The organism is Citrobacter amalonaticus (assembly GCF_018323885.1).
GTDB classification, from domain to species: domain Bacteria; phylum Pseudomonadota; class Gammaproteobacteria; order Enterobacterales; family Enterobacteriaceae; genus Citrobacter_A; species Citrobacter_A amalonaticus.
The window spans coordinates 1,136,482-1,152,536 of sequence record NZ_AP024585.1 but is presented as its reverse complement, the minus strand read 5'-3'; the positions used below and the strand labels follow the sequence as shown (position 1 = coordinate 1,152,536).

At 52.6% G+C, this 16,055-nt stretch carries 9 protein-coding genes and 1 pseudogene; 3 read left to right on the top strand and 7 right to left on the bottom strand.

The window, feature by feature from the left end:
- Nucleotides 1-9: 9 nt before the first annotated feature.
- Complete coding sequence (prpC, locus tag KI228_RS05475) at nt 10-1,179, bottom strand: bifunctional 2-methylcitrate synthase/citrate synthase (RefSeq protein WP_043001662.1); 1,170 nt, start codon at nt 1,177-1,179, stop codon at nt 10-12.
- A 79-nt stretch (nt 1,180-1,258) separates the two neighbouring features.
- Nucleotides 1,259-2,137: a methylisocitrate lyase gene (gene prpB, locus KI228_RS05470; RefSeq protein ID WP_044268728.1), complete on the bottom strand. Its 879-nt coding sequence runs from the start codon at nt 2,135-2,137 to the stop codon at nt 1,259-1,261.
- Between the two features lie 250 nt (nt 2,138-2,387).
- Between prpB and prpR the strand changes: the two genes are divergently transcribed.
- Nucleotides 2,388-3,983 carry a propionate catabolism operon regulatory protein PrpR gene (prpR, locus tag KI228_RS05465; RefSeq protein WP_212807549.1) on the top strand — a complete coding sequence of 532 codons (1,596 nt, stop codon included), beginning with the start codon at nt 2,388-2,390 and terminating at the stop codon, nt 3,981-3,983.
- A 78-nt stretch (nt 3,984-4,061) separates the two neighbouring features.
- On the opposite strand, the gene yahO is transcribed toward prpR, so the two are convergent.
- A complete protein-coding gene (yahO, locus tag KI228_RS05460) occupies nt 4,062-4,337 on the bottom strand; it encodes a DUF1471 family periplasmic protein YahO (protein WP_043001665.1) in 276 nt (91 codons plus the stop codon).
- Between the two features lie 884 nt (nt 4,338-5,221).
- Here yahO and KI228_RS05455 point away from each other — a divergent pair.
- Together KI228_RS05455 and KI228_RS05450 are read left to right on the top strand one after the other, a co-directional pair.
- On the top strand, nt 5,222-7,726 hold the full coding sequence (locus KI228_RS05455; protein WP_224267570.1) for an autotransporter outer membrane beta-barrel domain-containing protein: 2,505 nt from the start codon (nt 5,222-5,224) through the stop codon (nt 7,724-7,726).
- 128 nt (nt 7,727-7,854) lie between these two features.
- Entirely contained in the window at nt 7,855-8,487 is a 633-nt protein-coding gene (locus KI228_RS05450) for a LysE family transporter (protein WP_044258897.1), read from the top strand.
- Nucleotides 8,488-8,608: 121 nt separating this feature from the next.
- Here the strand turns inward: KI228_RS05450 and KI228_RS24275 are convergent, their stop codons facing one another.
- The 4 genes and pseudogenes from KI228_RS24275 to KI228_RS05430 all read right to left on the bottom strand — a co-directional run bounded on the left by KI228_RS24275 (nt 8,609) and on the right by KI228_RS05430 (nt 15,847).
- On the bottom strand, nt 8,609-11,551 hold the full coding sequence (locus KI228_RS24275) for an autotransporter outer membrane beta-barrel domain-containing protein (RefSeq protein ID WP_061070494.1): 2,943 nt from the start codon (nt 11,549-11,551) through the stop codon (nt 8,609-8,611).
- A gap of 598 nt (nt 11,552-12,149) precedes the next feature.
- Nucleotides 12,150-13,694 carry a peptide MFS transporter gene (locus tag KI228_RS05440; protein WP_043001668.1) on the bottom strand — a complete coding sequence of 515 codons (1,545 nt, stop codon included), beginning with the start codon at nt 13,692-13,694 and terminating at the stop codon, nt 12,150-12,152.
- 523 nt (nt 13,695-14,217) lie between these two features.
- Nucleotides 14,218-15,051 (bottom strand): annotated as a pseudogene (locus KI228_RS05435) (class I SAM-dependent methyltransferase); the annotation flags it as partial.
- A gap of 106 nt (nt 15,052-15,157) precedes the next feature.
- Nucleotides 15,158-15,847, bottom strand: coding sequence for a Crp/Fnr family transcriptional regulator (locus KI228_RS05430; RefSeq protein WP_043001670.1), 690 nt, complete (start codon nt 15,845-15,847; stop codon nt 15,158-15,160).
- Nucleotides 15,848-16,055 lie beyond the last annotated feature (208 nt).

Genomic DNA, 16,055 nt, shown 5'->3' with positions numbered 1-16,055 from the left:
GGTAATGAATTACTGACGCTGATCGATCGGCACAAACTCACGATCGTCCGGGCCGGTATAGTTGGCGGAAGGACGAATGATTTTGTTGTCCTGGCGCTGTTCAATAATGTGTGCCGCCCAGCCGGTGACGCGGGCGATGACAAACAGCGGGGTAAACATTTCGGTGGGAACGCCCATCATGTTGTAGGAGACCGCCGAGAACCAGTCGAGGTTAGGGAACATCTTCTTCGTCTCCCACATCACCTCTTCCAGACGATCGGCAATGTTGTACATCTTCAGCGAGCCCCCCTCTTCGGAAAGCTGCTTCGCCACACGTTTGATGACCTGATGACGCGGATCGGCAATGGTATAAACCGGATGACCAAAACCAATCACCACTTCTTTGTTTTCCACGCGCTTACGGATATCGGCTTCGGCTTCGTCCGGCGTTTCGTAGCGCTGCTGAATCTCCAGCGAGACCTCATTCGCCCCGCCGTGTTTCGGACCGCGCAGTGCGCCAATCGCGCCGATAATGGCCGAGTAAACATCCGATCCGGTGCCGGCAATCACGCGGCTGGTAAAGGTGGAGGCGTTGAACTCATGCTCGGCGTACAACACCAACGAAATGTGCATTGCTTTTTCCCAGCTCTGCGTCGGTTTTTCGCCGTGCAACAGGTGCAGAAAATGGCCGCCGATAGAGTCGTCATCGGTTTCTGGCTGAATACGCTCGCCGTTGTGACTGTAGTGATACCAGTAGAGCAGGATGGAACTGAGCGAGGCCAGCAGCTTATCGGCAATATCACGCGCGCCGGAAACGGTGTGCCCCTCTTTTTCCGGCAGCGTACAGCCCAGCGCCGATACGCCGGTGCGCATCACGTCCATCGGATGCGATGCCGCTGGCAGCGCTTCCAGTACGGTACGGACGTTAGCCGGTAACCCGCGCAGCGCTTTGAGTTTACTTTTGTATGCCTGAAGTTCGTCACGGGTCGGGAGTTTGCCGTGAATCAGCAGATGCGCGACTTCTTCAAATTCGCACTGCCGGGCGAGATCGAGAATATCGTAGCCGCGATAGTGCAGATCGTTGCCGCTTTTGCCGACGGTGCACAGCGCGGTATTGCCCGCCGGTACGCCGGACAGCGCGACGGATTTTTTAGGCTTAATAACATGGGTATTATTTTGCAGGATCGTTGTGTCGCTCATGTTGTCCTCATCATTATTGTCATATGTAGGGTACTGAGGGTTTTCGTCCAGGCCTGATAAGGCGTAGCCGCCATCCGGCCTACTTGATATACAACGCGTCGAGCTTCTCTTCGTACTGGTAGTAATTGATGCTTTCATACAGTTCGTTGCGGGTCTGCATGATGTCGATAACGCTCTTTTGCGTCCCTTCCTGGCGCAGCACGTTGTAGACCTTTTCAGCAGCCCGGTTCATGGCGCGGAATGCCGAGAGCGGATAGAGCGCCATCGCCACGTTCGCACTGCGCAGTTCGTCGGTCGTGAACAACGGCGTAGCGCCAAATTCGGTGATATTGGCAAGAATCGGCACCTGGACTGCATCGGCAAACTGGCGGTACATCGAAAGCGCCGTGATCGCCTCCGGGAACAGCATGTCGGCGCCCGCTTCGACATAGGCCCGGGCGCGATCGATCGCTGCGTCTAACCCTTCCACCGCCAGGGCATCGGTACGCGCCATGATCACAAAGTGGGGATCGGTACGGGCATCCACTGCCGCACGAATGCGATCGACCATCTCCTCTTTCGAAACAATCGCTTTATTCGGACGATGGCCGCAGCGCTTGGCGCCAATCTGATCTTCGATGTGTAGCGCCGCCGCCCCGGCTTTGATCATCGACTTGACGGTGCGCGCAACGTTAAACGCCGACGAACCAAAGCCGATATCAGCGTCCACCAGCAGCGGGAGCGGGCAGACGTCGGTGATGCGGCGAATGTCGGTCAAGACGTCGTCCAGGGTGGAGATGCCCAGATCCGGCAGTCCCAGCGAACCAGCCGCGACGCCGCCGCCCGAAAGATAAATCGCCTGATACCCGGCGCGCTGGGCCAACAGCGCATGGTTGGCGTTGATGGTGCCGACGATTTGTAAGGGGTTTTCTTTGGTGAGTGCAGCGCGAAATGCCTGACCCGGAGAATCCAGAGACATAGTCCATCCTCGTGTTATCAACTTGTAACTAACCGTTGATTCACATAAAGCAAGGGCTATGCCAAAGGCGCTTTGAAAGAGAGTGTTTTAAATAACCATCGATATAACAATAAGATAAAACACAGCATACCGCGATAAGCGAAAAAAAGCGTGTCAGCTAACGTTTCATGAAACGTCCCGATCGGTTTCATTGCAACAATTATGAAACAAGACTACACCCATTACTCTGTCCTTTTATTTTGGGTTGGCTATGGCGACGACAACGCTTCCCCCGCGGGTGAATGATGACAAACCGGTTATCTGGACGGTCTCAGTAACGCGACTGTTCGATCTGTTTCGCGACATCAGCCTGGAGTTTGATCATCTGGCGACCATCACCCCCATCCAGCTCGGTTTTGAAAAAGCGGTCACCTATATCCGTAAGAAGCTGACCACCGAACGCTGTGATGCGATCATCGCCGCCGGATCGAACGGCGCGTATCTGAAAAGTCGCCTGTCGATACCAGTTATCCTGATCAAACCCAGCGGGTTTGACGTTCTGCAGGCGCTGGCAAAGGCCGGAAAACTGACCGCCTCCATTGGCGTGGTGATCTACCAGGAGACACTCCCCGCGCTGATGGCTTTTCAAAAAACCTTCAACCTGCAACTGGAACAACGCAGCTATATCACCGAAGAAGACGCGCGCGGGCAGATTAACGAGTTGAAAGCAAACGGCATTGACGCGGTGGTTGGCGCGGGACTGATCACCGATCTGGCGGAAGAGGCAGGCATGACCGGTATCTTTATCTATTCCGCCGCCACGGTGCGTCAGGCCTTTAGCGATGCGCTGGACATGACCCGCCTGACCCAACGTCGCCACGGTCATTATGCCTCCGATCAGGCGCTGCGCACCCGCTATGGGCTGGGGGATATTCGTGGCGAGTCCGCACAGATGGAACAGGTGCGCCATACCATTATGCTGTATGCCCGTTCACCCGCCTCTGTCCTGATTCAGGGGGAAACCGGCACCGGGAAAGAACTGGCAGCCCAGGCCATTCACCGCGAGTTTTGTACGCGTCCTGGCACGCGCGGCGACAAAACGGCGCATCCGTTCGTCGCGGTGAATTGCGGGGCGATCGCCGAATCGTTGCTGGAAGCGGAGCTGTTTGGCTACGAGGAAGGCGCCTTCACCGGATCGCGACGCGGTGGTCGTGCCGGGCTGTTTGAAATCGCCCACGGCGGAACGCTGTTTCTCGATGAAATCGGCGAAATGCCGCTGCCGCTGCAAACCCGACTGCTGCGCGTGCTGGAAGAAAAAGAGGTCACCCGGGTGGGTGGACATCACCCCATTCCGGTGACAGTGCGGGTGATTAGCGCCACCCACTGCAATCTGGAAGACGAGATGAAACGCGGGCAGTTTCGTCGCGATCTGTTTTATCGCCTGAGTATTTTACGTCTGTCGTTACCGGCTCTACGGGAGCGCCCCGCCGATATCCTGCCGCTGGCGGAAGGTTTTTTAAAACAATCGCTGGCCGCGCTCTCCGTACCATTTACCGAGTCGGTGCGCGCCGGACTGGCGCAGAGTGCCGGTGCGCTGTTGCACTATCAGTGGCCGGGAAATATTCGCGAATTGCGCAATATGATGGAACGGCTGGCACTGTTTTTAAGCGTTGAACCGATGCCACAACTGAATGAACATTTATTACAGCAGATACTGCCGGAACTGGCGGAGAACGAATCGCCGTCATCCCCTTCGCCTTCCGCTACGCCACAGCAGGTGCTGGCGCAGTTTAACGGCGATAAGCGCGCCGCCGCGCGTTATCTGGGGATCAGCAGAACCACATTCTGGCGACGGCTGAAGGAATGAACGGCCGGATGGCGACACACAGCGTCTTACCCGGCCTACACATTTCACCAGGCCAGCGCCATCCGGCACGCTTACGAATTACTTTTTCTTGTAGATATTGGCAGTGCCATGAATTTTGTTGTCGGTTTGACCGGAAGTCAGCACGACCACATCAGCCCCTTTCTCATCCGCTTTTTTGAGCAGATCTTCTTTCGCATCCTGAGTGGACGTTTCATTGCTGGTATTGATGTTGCCAATCAGGGTGTACTGCGACTCCACCTTCTCAAACTCAGCTTTTGTTAACAGCTCCGCTGCAAACGCATTTGTCGCCACAAAAGCCAACGCACCAATCAAGAGTTTATATCCAGTTTTCATAGAGAAGCTCCAGGTTATGTTATGACGCTATCATCACCGCTGAATCCATGCCGCTGTTCAGGGATGATTAATAACTAGTTCAGCTTCCAGAAAAAATCCAGAGACCTTTCAGTGATAGGTTGCTTTTGTGGTTTCGGCCTGCTCAGTACTTTTTTGCATACTACGGTAAAGTTAAGTCACTTTCTGCATATAAATAAAATAATGACCGATACCCCCGTCTTTTAATAAATCTCTCATTATTGCGTAAATATGCATAACCCTGTTCAGAACAACTCCACTTAAGATTATTATCAAAACCCTTTCCAACTTATTGGCAATAATCTTAACATCGACAAAAAACATTCAGATTAATACCAATGTAAAAATTGACGTTCATCAAAACAATGATAATTAGCCAGCCTAAAATTCTTAAAAAACATTATTCCCGTCCGCAATTAAACATATTAAAGCGACACTCACACTAATGTTAATCCTTCGCATCTATTCAGTCTATCTTATCAAAATCCTCGCCTATCCTGTTGTTTTCCGCCTTATATTTGCATTATTCCTGGAGGGATAGCCAAAAACAATAAACATTTGTAATCAAATAATTAGCCATCACTTAAATATTTTCACTCTGTTAACGACGGTTAATAGACTCAGCCTATCAATATCGAATGCAAGCCTGCGGCAAAACGATTACGCTATATCGCCAACGGCAAATAATATTAAAAATCATCAGAATTTTATTTGCATGAGCAACCCGACAAATAGCCGTGTATTCAGCACTGGCTTTTCTGGCTTATGCCTGGCCTGGATGTAATATTTAAATCTTAAGGAAGAGTCAATATATGAAAATAAATGCACAGTGTTTCCCTGAAACTCTATTAGCCATTGCAATTTCCATGGCTTTAACGTCCACTGCGGTAGCCAATAATAATATTTCCCCACCAACAGGTGTGGGGGATACTGTCATTATTAATAATGGACAAAATATTACGCTTTCCGCCACGGAAAATACCGACCCCGCATGGAATAACTTCCGCAGTCTTTGGGTGGGTGATAACTCCGACGGCTCACTGCTGATCGATGGTCGGGCTATCACCACCGCCGCCGGTATGATCGGTAATGGCGCAAACGGCAGCGTGACGCTGACGAATGGTGCGACCTGGACACTGGGCAATTTGAATCTGGTACTCGGGACCCATGATGGTTCAGGTACGCTGCTGGTGAATAACGGTAGTAAAATCAGCGGCATTGATGAATTACGTATTGGAGAATATGCTGCAAACGCGCAGGGAACGGTTACCATCGATGGCGCAAATTCGTCCGTCTCTTCCGTCTGGAGCGTGGTCGGCGATCAGGGGCGCGGTAACCTGGTGATTACCCGCGGCGGAACCCTCTCCTTAAGCGAACACATGAACATTGGCTACGTCGGCAATACGAATAACACCAGTCGTAATGGCTACGGTGTCGCCCTCGTGGACGGTGAAAACTCGCTGCTGGATGTGACGGAAGGTATTTACCTCGGGGGGTTCGCAACAACACCCAATGACGCCACCGGGATCCTCACCGTCAGCAACGGCGCAACGGTCCGCTCGGGTAACTTAATCTGGCTGGCAGTGGGAGAAGGCAGTACCGGCATCCTGAATATTGGCGGCGCAAAGGGCGAAGCACAACAGGCTGCGGGAACACTGGACCTGCCGTGGATCTACCTTGGCAACACCAGCGGTATGAGCACGGCAGAGCTCAACTTTAATCACAACAGCGACGACTTCGTACTCTCGGCCAAAATCACAGGTATTGGCGAAGTCAACCATTTCGGCTCTGGGACGACCACGCTGACAGGCGCTAACACCTATCAGGGCCCTACCCACGTCGCAAATGGTACATTGCGCGCCGGGGCAGAAAATACCCTGAGTGCAAGATCCGGTTACCGCGTGGACAGCGGTGCGCAGCTGGATCTTAACGGCTATTCACAGACGCTGAATTCGCTGGAGCTGGCAGGCACAGCGATACTCTCTTCCCCGTCGCAAGTGCAAGCAGCCTTTAGCCCAACCCTGTTGACAATTAACGGTGATTACACCGGAAACAACGGCTTGCTGGCCTTGCGCACTGTGCTGGGTGATGACCTGTCGCCAACGGATAAGCTGATTGTGAAAGGTGATACCCACGGCATCACGCGCGTCAGCGTCAGTAACGCGGGCGGTAACGGAGCCGCGACGATTGAAGGTATCCGTATTATCGACGTTGAAGGGACTTCAAACGGTACCTTTGTGAAAGAAGGCCGTATTGTCGCAGGCGCATATGACTACGACCTTGTGAAACGAGATAACCAGAACTGGTCGTTGACCAGCCTGGCCTTGCCAGAACCGGTTCCACCAACTGAGCCGAAAGAACCCGTAATTCCAGAGTCTCCGACACCGGAAGGTCCGCATCAGTATCGCCCGGAAACCGGCAGCTATCTGGCGAACACCCTTGCCGCCAACACGCTGTTCACCACCCGGCTTCACGATCGTCTGGGTGAAACCCAGTCCACCGACGTGTTATCCGGCGAGCAGAAGGTTACCAGCCTGTGGATGCGTCATGTCGGTGGGCATAACCGCTTCAAAGACAGTTCCGGGCAGATCAGCACCCAGAGCAACCGCTACGTGATGCAACTGGGCGGCGATATCGCGCAATGGAGCACCGACGGTCTCGATCGCTGGCATCTGGGTCTGATGGCCGGTTACGCCAACAGCAAGAGCCGCAGCCACTCCAGCCTGACCGGATACACCTCTCGCGGGGAAATCAGCGGCTACAGCGCCGGTCTGTACGGCACCTGGTATGCCAACGACGCCGATAAAACCGGTGCGTATGTCGATGGCTGGATGCTCTACAACTGGTTTGACAACACCGTGTCCGGACAGGGCCTGGCGTCTGAAAAGTATGATTCAGACGGCATCACCGCCTCTGTCGAAACAGGCTACACCTGGAAACTGGCCGAATTCAGCGAGCGTAAGGCGCTGTACATCCAGCCTAAAGCGCAAATCACCTGGATGGACGTGCAGGCCGATACGCACGTTGAGAAAAACGGCACCCGGGTGGTGGATAAAACCGACGGCAACCTGCAAACGCGTCTTGGCGTCAAAGCCTATCTGCAAGGCCATAACGCCATGGATGACGGCAAAGACCGCACCTTCCAGCCGTTTGTCGAAGCCAACTGGCTTCACAACACCCGTAGCTACAGCGTGAAGATGGATGACATCAGCAACGACGTGAAAGGCAACCGCAATATTGGCGAACTGAAAGTGGGCGTTGAAGGCCAGCTTAGCCAGCGTCTGCAACTGTGGGGCAACGTCGCCCAGCAAATTGGCGACAACGGCTACAGCGATACGCAGGGAATGTTAGGACTGAAATACAGCTTCTGACTTTCTACCACCCGTGGTAACACGGGTGGTTTTTTTCACTCGCCTCCCTTTGTGATCCCATTCGCATCCCTCAGATTTTGTTGTAAATAAGATGGAGTGACGTTATCCAGCTCAGGGAAATGTGGTTTATGGAACCTCTACATGCGGTTTTCCTCACCGTCAGCCTGTTCGTGTTAACCTTCTTCAACCCCGGCGCCAATCTGTTTGTGGTCGTGCAAACCAGTCTGGCCTCCGGACGGCGCGCAGGAGTATTAACCGGTCTGGGCGTTGCGTCAGGTGACGCTATCTATTCCGGGCTGGGGCTGTTTGGCATGGCGACACTGATCACCCAGTGCGAGGCGGTATTTTCGGTGATCAAAATTGGCGGCGGCGCGTATCTGCTGTGGTTTGCCTGGAACAGTATGCGTCACCAGGCCACACCGCAGATGCCAACGCTGCAGCAACCCGTTAGCGCGCCATGGACCGTGTTCTTTCGTCGTGGCTTACTGACCGATCTGTCAAATCCGCAAACCGTCCTGTTTTTTATCAGTATCTTCTCCGTTACGCTGAGTGCCGACACGCCCATGTGGGCAAGGATGATGGCCTGGGCCGGGATTGTGCTCTCTTCGGTTATCTGGCGCGTCTTTCTGAGCCAGGCCTTTTCGTTGCCTGCCGTGCGTCGGGCATACGGCAGAATACAGCGCGTCGCCAGTCGCATCATCGGCGCGATAATTGGCCTGCTGGCGTTACGTTTAATTTATGAAGGGATTACGCATCGGTAACATACTGTTTAGATAGAGGATTTCATGCCCATACTGCCGGATGGCGACGCGTTGCGCCTTATCCGGCCTACAGGTTTTTTGCCTGGCCGGGTAAAGCGAAACCGCCTCCCGGCACTTGGCATCAGAACGACGCTTTAATACCGATCATCGCTGAAGTGTCGCTGTAGCCGTTGTTACCAACCTGCTGAGCGACGTTGCCCCACAGGGCGACGTTCTTCGTCAACTGGCCTTCAACACCGGCTTTCAGTTCGCCGATATTGCGGGCGCCTTTCAGATTCACATTTTCACCGTTCATTGAGACGCCAAAGTCTTTGCTGTTGTGGATCCAGTTGGCTTCGACAAACGGCTGGAAGGTGTGGTCTTTGCCGTCGTCCAGTGTGTTGTGGCCCTTGCCGAACAGACGGACGCCGACGCGGGTCTGGATGTTGCCATCGCCGTTACCTTCAACGCGGGTACCGTTAACTTCTTTGTGCTCATCTGCCTTCACGCCCATCCAGGTGATCTGGGCTTTTGGCTGAATATACAGCGCGTTACGCTCGCTGAGTTCGGCCAGTTTCCAGGTGTAGCCGGATTCAACAGAGGCGGTGAAGCCCTTAGAATCATACTCTTCAGATTCGACATCACGACCAGAAACGGTGTTATCAAACCAGCTGTACTGCGCCCAGCTATCGACATACGCGCCTTCATGCGTCGCGTTGTCCTGCAGCCAGGTGCCGTACAAACCAACGCTGTAACCACTGATGCGGCTGTCGGCCCGGTTACCGTTACGCTGGTTTTCGGCGCGCGCTTTCTGGTTGGCATAACCGGCCATCAGGCCCAGATGGTAGCGGTCAGTGTTGTCCGAAGACCACTGCGCAATGTCGCCGCCCAGTTGCATGACATAACGGTTGGCCTGCATATCCAGTTGACCACTGCTGTCTTTCTGACGGGTATGACCGCCCACGTTACGCAGCCACATACTGGTGACGGCTTCTTTGCCGGTCAGCGCGTCCACGTAATGCGTTTCGCCCAGACGATCCTGCAAACGGGTATTGAACAGCGTGTTTGCCGCCTGCAGGTTCATGCCGTACAGACCGGCTTCCGGACGCACCGCGTGTTCGCGCGGCGTCGGAGTTGGCGGCTGCGGATCGGTAGGATTCAGAGGATCCAGCGGAGTAACCGGAGACAGGGCGCTGCTCAGATACCAGTTTTTATTATTCTCGCCTTCACCGCGATGCAGGGTGTAGTCATACGCACCGGCCACGATACGGCCATTTTGTTTAAACACACCGTCAGAATTGCCGCCAACGCTAATCAGTTCGATGCCCGACGTCGTCAGACCGCCCGCGCCCCCGGCGTTCAGTACTTTAACGTTCGTGGTGCCGGAGGTGTTGCCCGCAACGATCATCCGGTCAGTCGGTGAGCTGTCATCGCCCAGTTGGGTGTTCATCACGAGATTACCGTTAGTGCCTGTGTAATCACCGTCCACTGTCAGGGTTTTGAAGCTCGCGGTATCACGCGTCAGCATACGACGGTTTGTGGCGGCTGGCATAAAGGTCAGCGTGGAGTCATTCAGCGTCAGGTTGGTGAGCTGAGAACTTTTGGTCATGTTCCAGGCCGAGCCGTCGGCCAGCGACAGGTTATTCACTGCATTGCCGCTGGTGACCATCCCGCCGACGAAACGCGACTGGTTAATCGCATTCACATCAACCACGGCGGAATCCAGGGCTTCAATCGTCCCGACAACGTCGATTTTCTGCGGGTTAATCGTCACACGGGAGTCGGCATTTTCCGCCAGAATGGCAGTGGCATCCGGGTCGTTGTAGCTAACCCCCATCTGTACCCCACCGTTCAGCGTGATTTCGCCGCCCTTGTCCGCACGGACGTAGTTCCAGCTCCCGCTGCGGGTAGTATCGACAACATCAATGTTCAGACGACCATTAATGTCGATTTTACCCGCCGTGAGCGCATCTTCTTTACTGGCCCGAATGCCGGTACCGGTTGTTTGCTGATGCCCCTGAGTATCCAGCGTGATATTCAGGTCGTTACTGGTAAACTGCGAAGCGCCCACGGACTCGACACCACTGAGAACCGTACTCTCCGCGCCTGACTTCAGCAGCAGGCTCGTCTTTCCTGCCATGGTCACATGTGCATCCAGATCAACGCCGGTGAGACCATCTGAAACCCAGATCCCGGAAATCACGCCATTCGCATCGTTCACGGTGACATCAATAGCGGTGTCGCCCAACGCTTCAACGTCAGCCCCGTTAGAACTGATACCGTCCGCATACTGATCGGCGACGGATGTAATCGTGGCATTTTTATAACGAATCAGTGAACGGTCGGCATCCACACTGGATTCCGAATCGAGGCCGACGGCGTAGAATGTCCCCTTACTATTGACGATCAAATTTTCAGCGTTGATTTTCGATCCCGACTTTGCATAGATCGCGAAATTCTTCCCATTCGCCCCGGTCACCGCAGAATTAACCGTGGTGGTGCCGGTTAAGGTAAAGACGCCATTGTGTTTATTGCCCAGAATGCCCGCAATATCTTTGCCATCACGCTTTTGACTCATATTTATCGTCAAATTATCGGCAACGATCGAGCCTTTTTGCGCGAGATAGGCTGCACTGTTACCACCCACCTGAACGATACCCACCGCATACATGAACTGATAATCATTATCCAGCGGAATGTCTGGTCGCCCCTCGACGGTGCCTGGAATGACATCGCCGATGATATGATTCACGGTAGTCCCTGAACCTAAATTAATGGTTCCGCTGTTGGCAACAATCACTGTCCCGTTGGAAATTAAAAAGTCACCGTTTTCAAATTCGCCCCCACCCGAGACCGTGGGCGTTCCGCCTGGGTTGGTAATGGTTACACCACCATTATTCGCCACGGAGATCGTATTGTTTTCCCCTGCGGTGCTAATGATTTTATATTCCTGATCTTTAGCGATGATCCCGCTTCCGCTAATAATACCATCTACATCATGAATGGCAGCACAGACATTATTTGCCATTAACAGACTACTGATTAACAACGCCATGGTTGTTAATTTAAATTCTTTTCTCTTCATATCAATTCCACTGTATCGAAATAACAGCACGCTATACATCGCATGATTAAATGCAGTGTATTTGTGAATGCGTTAAGTAAAAGTCACGGCAATGTAACGTATGTCCTTCCGACCCAAACGCCCTGAGTCTCATTGCGGTATTTAGGCAATATTTTCCAGATATCAGGCGTGAGAACAAATGAAATGATCTTAGCCATGATGACAATTCAATCATCTTAAAAACAAAACAATAAAAGAATATAATTCCTTAAATAGAATTATATACAGCATATTATTTCTTTAAATGCAGTTCAGAAATGAGGTGTTTAAGAATAATTAATCTCCACTTAAGATCTTTCCTCATTAATCAGACATAAAGGATCATGTGAAACCTCATTTTGTGAGGAAGAGTGACGGTATTTCGCCGATCATCTCCGGCAACATAGCGACAACAGGCCGACGTTTTTTCAGCCTGAAGCATGTTCTGGTGGGAATAGCATTAACGATTATGAGACGGGCGTTTGTTCGTCAGAATAAAGATTATACCTGGCAAGAAAAAATAAAACCGGCGCATCAGGCACCGGTTTTATCTGCGAGTGTTAATTATCGGTCAGGCATTTTACGCCGGTTTTTGCTCCGTTTTCGTTTGCGCGTTTTCCAGCATCCGACGCACCGGAACAATCAGCACAATCAGTACTGCTGCACAAATCAGCAATGCAATGGAGCAGCGGGCGAAGAGATCAGGCAGCATGTCCAGTTGGTCAGCCTTAACGTGCCCACCAATCAGACCCGCCGCCAGGTTACCTAAAGCGCTGGCGCAGAACCACAGGCCCATCATCTGACCCCGCATTCTTTCGGGCGCTAACAGCGTCATGGTCGCCAGACCAATCGGGCTCAGACACAGCTCACCCAGCGTCAGCATCAGGATGCTGCCCACCAGCCAGAACGGCGATACGCCTGCTCCACCGTTGCTCAGGACATTCTGCGCCGCCATCATCATCAGGCCAAAGCCCGCTGCCGCGCACAGAATACCGATAACAAACTTGGTGATACTGCTCGGGCGCACATTTCGGCGCGCCAGTGCCGGCCAGGCCCAGCTAAAGACCGGAGCCAGCAGGATGATAAACAGGGCGTTGATCGACTGGAACCAGACGGCTGGAATTTCGAAATCACCGATCATGCGGTTGGTGTAGTCGTTCGCGAACAGGTTGAACGAGGTTGGTTTCTGCTCAAACGCCGACCAGAAAAAGGCCGCAGAAACCAGTAAAATAAAGCAGACCAACAGTCTGGCGCGCTCTTTGCGGGTCAACCCGGCAAACACGAACAGATAGATAAAGTAGAGCGCCACAGACGCGGCAATAACGTAGACCAGCATGCTGGCAACGGCGACCGGATTAATGACAATCACGCCCTGGGCAATCAGCGTCACAATGATGGCAACACCAACGGCCAGCGCCAGCAACCAGCGTCCCACGCCGTTTCTCTTCACCACCGGGCTGTTCCAGGTCGAATCAAGCCCCACTTCGCGGTCATAGCGTTTCATGGAAGGAACGGCAAACACGCGGAAGATAATCAGCGCGACCAGCATCCCGATCCCACCGATACCAAAGCCCCAGTGCCAGCCGTGAGATTTGATTAACCAGCCAGAGATCAACGGGGCAATGAATGACCCCATGTTAATCCCCATGTAGAACAACGAAAAACCGCCATCGCGGCGGGCATCGCCTTTCTTATAGAGGGTTCCCACCATGACCGAGATACAGGTTTTGAACAGACCCGACCCCAGCACGATAAACATCAAACCGATGAAAAACAGGTTGTCGCCCATCCAGGCCGACAGGGCAATCGACAGATGGCCGAGCGCGATCAGGATCGAGCCGTACCACACCGCGCGTTGCTGCCCGAGCCAGTTATCCGCGAGCCAGCCGCCCGGCAGCGCTGCCAGGTACATACTGCCGGCAAAAATACCGACGATAGCAGACGCATTTTCCCGCGCCAGTCCCATGCCACCGTCGTAGACGGTCGCGGCCATGAACAGAATCAGTAACGGACGAATGCCATAAAACGAAAACCGTTCCCACATCTCCGTGAAGAACAGTGACCCCAGCGGATAGGGATGGCCGAAGAACGTTCGGCTTTCGTTTTTATTAACAGAGGAATGCATAATTTCTCCCGAAATGGTGTGTTGTCTTGCTTGTAGCCGCTGAATTACCCGCCGACCATTCATCTATCTGGTCGATCATTCACATCCAGCGAAATATTATTTAACCATTTGATAACCATAAGACAGTTTTGTCTAGTGCCAACATCGGGACTTTAAGATGAAAACTCGATAGATGTCTAGTTTTGTAGATTTTATGTTTGATAAACAAGGATAATGATTGACTTTAAAGGCTTGCAAATAATTGCCTATCAATTTTTTAGTAAACAAGGTGTTATCTACAAGCATTGTCCCGGGAAGCGCGAAGGATCGAGCTGTATCTTCCAGGGCATTTTTTTACTGAGATACTTGCACGGGAGGTTGAATCGCTTCGCCGTCGCCCGAATGACATGGCTGAATCCTGAGGATGAATCATGCCCTTGCCAGGTAAGGTTCTCCGTTATAGCGAAAAAGCCCGACAGCGTAAGCCATCGGGCATCGGTTTTCTCTGGTTGCAGCACAGAGCAATTGTCGTTTATACCGTCTCTCGACGTCCCATCAGGGCGTAGAGCTTGCCGGCAAAGGTTTCACTGACCGGCCACTCTTCAGCGGCAATACGCGTCGTCGTGTGAAAACCGCACTGCGCCAGCAACTGCAAATACTCGTCATCCCGCCAGGCCCGCGTCTGGCTGCTAAAATGCACAACGCTGGCGTCGGCCTTGAGCGCCCAGAACGTCGTGGTGCTGGTTTGCGTTTCTTCATTCCAGCGATTTTCGCTTAATAAAAGATGCGGTTCGGCGAGAAAAAGCCCCTCTGGACACCGCTGCCAGGACGCGGGAGCCATCCCCTGTCTTTTGACCTCGTCAAACGTATGCACTTCAATCAGCAACTTGCCCCCCGGCTTCAGCCAGGCTGCACTACGCGCCACCAGCCGTTGCGCATCCTCAAAACTGAAGACATTGATTTCACCGAAGGTCATCATAACGAAATCAAACGTGCCATCAGGCTGGTAGTCGCGGACGTCCTGTTCCTGATAATCAATATCCAGCGCTGCGCTCTGCGCCTGTTCTCGCGCCCACTGCACAGAGGCCGGAGAAAAATCGACGCCAGTGCAATCAAATCCGCGCTGCGCGAGACGTTGAGTGTAAAATCCGGGGCCGCATCCCAAATCAAGTATTGTTGCGCCCGCGGGAAGCTGGCGGGCGATCCAGTCAACCTGTTGTTCAATGACCGAGAGTTTACGACTGGCCCAGTCGTGTTCCTGCGACAAATGGTTTTCCAGCATCCTGCGGCTGAAATCCGGATCATTCCACGGGATCTTTCCGCCCGTTTCACGATCGTTGTATTGTCCACTCAGAAGTGTCAGTTCAAGAAGATTCATCCGTTGATCTCATCGTAATGTACCTGGTGGCTGAAATATCGCTCCAGCCTGCCTTCACAACGGGCGCATTATCTCATGCTTCCGGGATTATTTACCCCACTCCAACTCACACCAATTCAGATTTGTCAGCAGGAAAATCTGATAAGCGAACAGGATTAATCACCTTCAGGGTTTTATTTTTGTGTTGAATAATCCCTTGCTGCGCAAGTTTTATCAGCGCCCGATTGAGTTGCCTGACAGAAACACCCAACATGGCCGCGAGTGACTCTCTTTTCTCCAGTTGAATTGTGGCGCCTTCGTTTTGCGTTTTAATAAGTAAGAATTTACGCAATTTAGATTCCACCGAAATCGCGCCACTGGAATGGATCAGTGAATTATGCAGTAGTTTATGACTTAAATTCTGGCACATAAAAAGAAGAAAGGCGGGATCGTTCATCGCGTGTTCTTTTACGGCCTCGACCGGTAGGGTCAGTAACCATGAGTCCGTTAATGCCTGAACGGAACCGACAGCCTTACTTTTCTTAATGGAGAAAAGTTCCATTTCGCCAACCACCGAAAAAGGCGTTTCAAAAGAATAAACCGCGTGCGTCCCGTTTGGATTATGGCGCTCGACCTGCAGTTTACCGTCAACCAGGAAATAGAGATGCGTCAAATAGGTGTTTTGCGTCATCAGATACTCACCGGCATCAATTTTGACCAGACGCAGTGTCGCTAACAGGGAGGGGTTAATTATCGCCGATAACCTGTTCGTTAAAATAAACCGCTCTTTTAAGGCACTGTCATTGATATTTTTCATCTTCCCCTCGACGCAATCCCATTTTCCCTTTATGGGATAGCACAATAAAGTGAGCGCGGCGATAACAAAAAGGACATCTGTCCCTTTTACTATCGCCAACTCCCTGTGTTGTCACATTGATGCGAATTGACTGCTGTGCGTACCACACCTTTTCATGACGTGTTCAGGAACTCAGTTCCACTTAAGTGTCATCAACCTGTCTTCACGG

Coding starts and splice junctions, on each gene's coding strand:
- KI228_RS24275 (WP_061070494.1), bottom strand. CDS start 11,551: ATGAAGAGAAAAGAATTTAAATTAACAACCATGGCGTTGTTAATCAGT.
- KI228_RS05440 (WP_043001668.1), bottom strand. CDS start 13,694: ATGCATTCCTCTGTTAATAAAAACGAAAGCCGAACGTTCTTCGGCCAT.
- prpR (WP_212807549.1), top strand. CDS start 2,388: ATGGCGACGACAACGCTTCCCCCGCGGGTGAATGATGACAAACCGGTT.
- KI228_RS05430 (WP_043001670.1), bottom strand. CDS start 15,847: ATGAAAAATATCAATGACAGTGCCTTAAAAGAGCGGTTTATTTTAACG.
- KI228_RS05455 (WP_224267570.1), top strand. CDS start 5,222: ATGGCTTTAACGTCCACTGCGGTAGCCAATAATAATATTTCCCCACCA.
- yahO (WP_043001665.1), bottom strand. CDS start 4,337: ATGAAAACTGGATATAAACTCTTGATTGGTGCGTTGGCTTTTGTGGCG.
- prpB (WP_044268728.1), bottom strand. CDS start 2,137: ATGTCTCTGGATTCTCCGGGTCAGGCATTTCGCGCTGCACTCACCAAA.
- prpC (WP_043001662.1), bottom strand. CDS start 1,179: ATGAGCGACACAACGATCCTGCAAAATAATACCCATGTTATTAAGCCT.
- KI228_RS05450 (WP_044258897.1), top strand. CDS start 7,855: ATGGAACCTCTACATGCGGTTTTCCTCACCGTCAGCCTGTTCGTGTTA.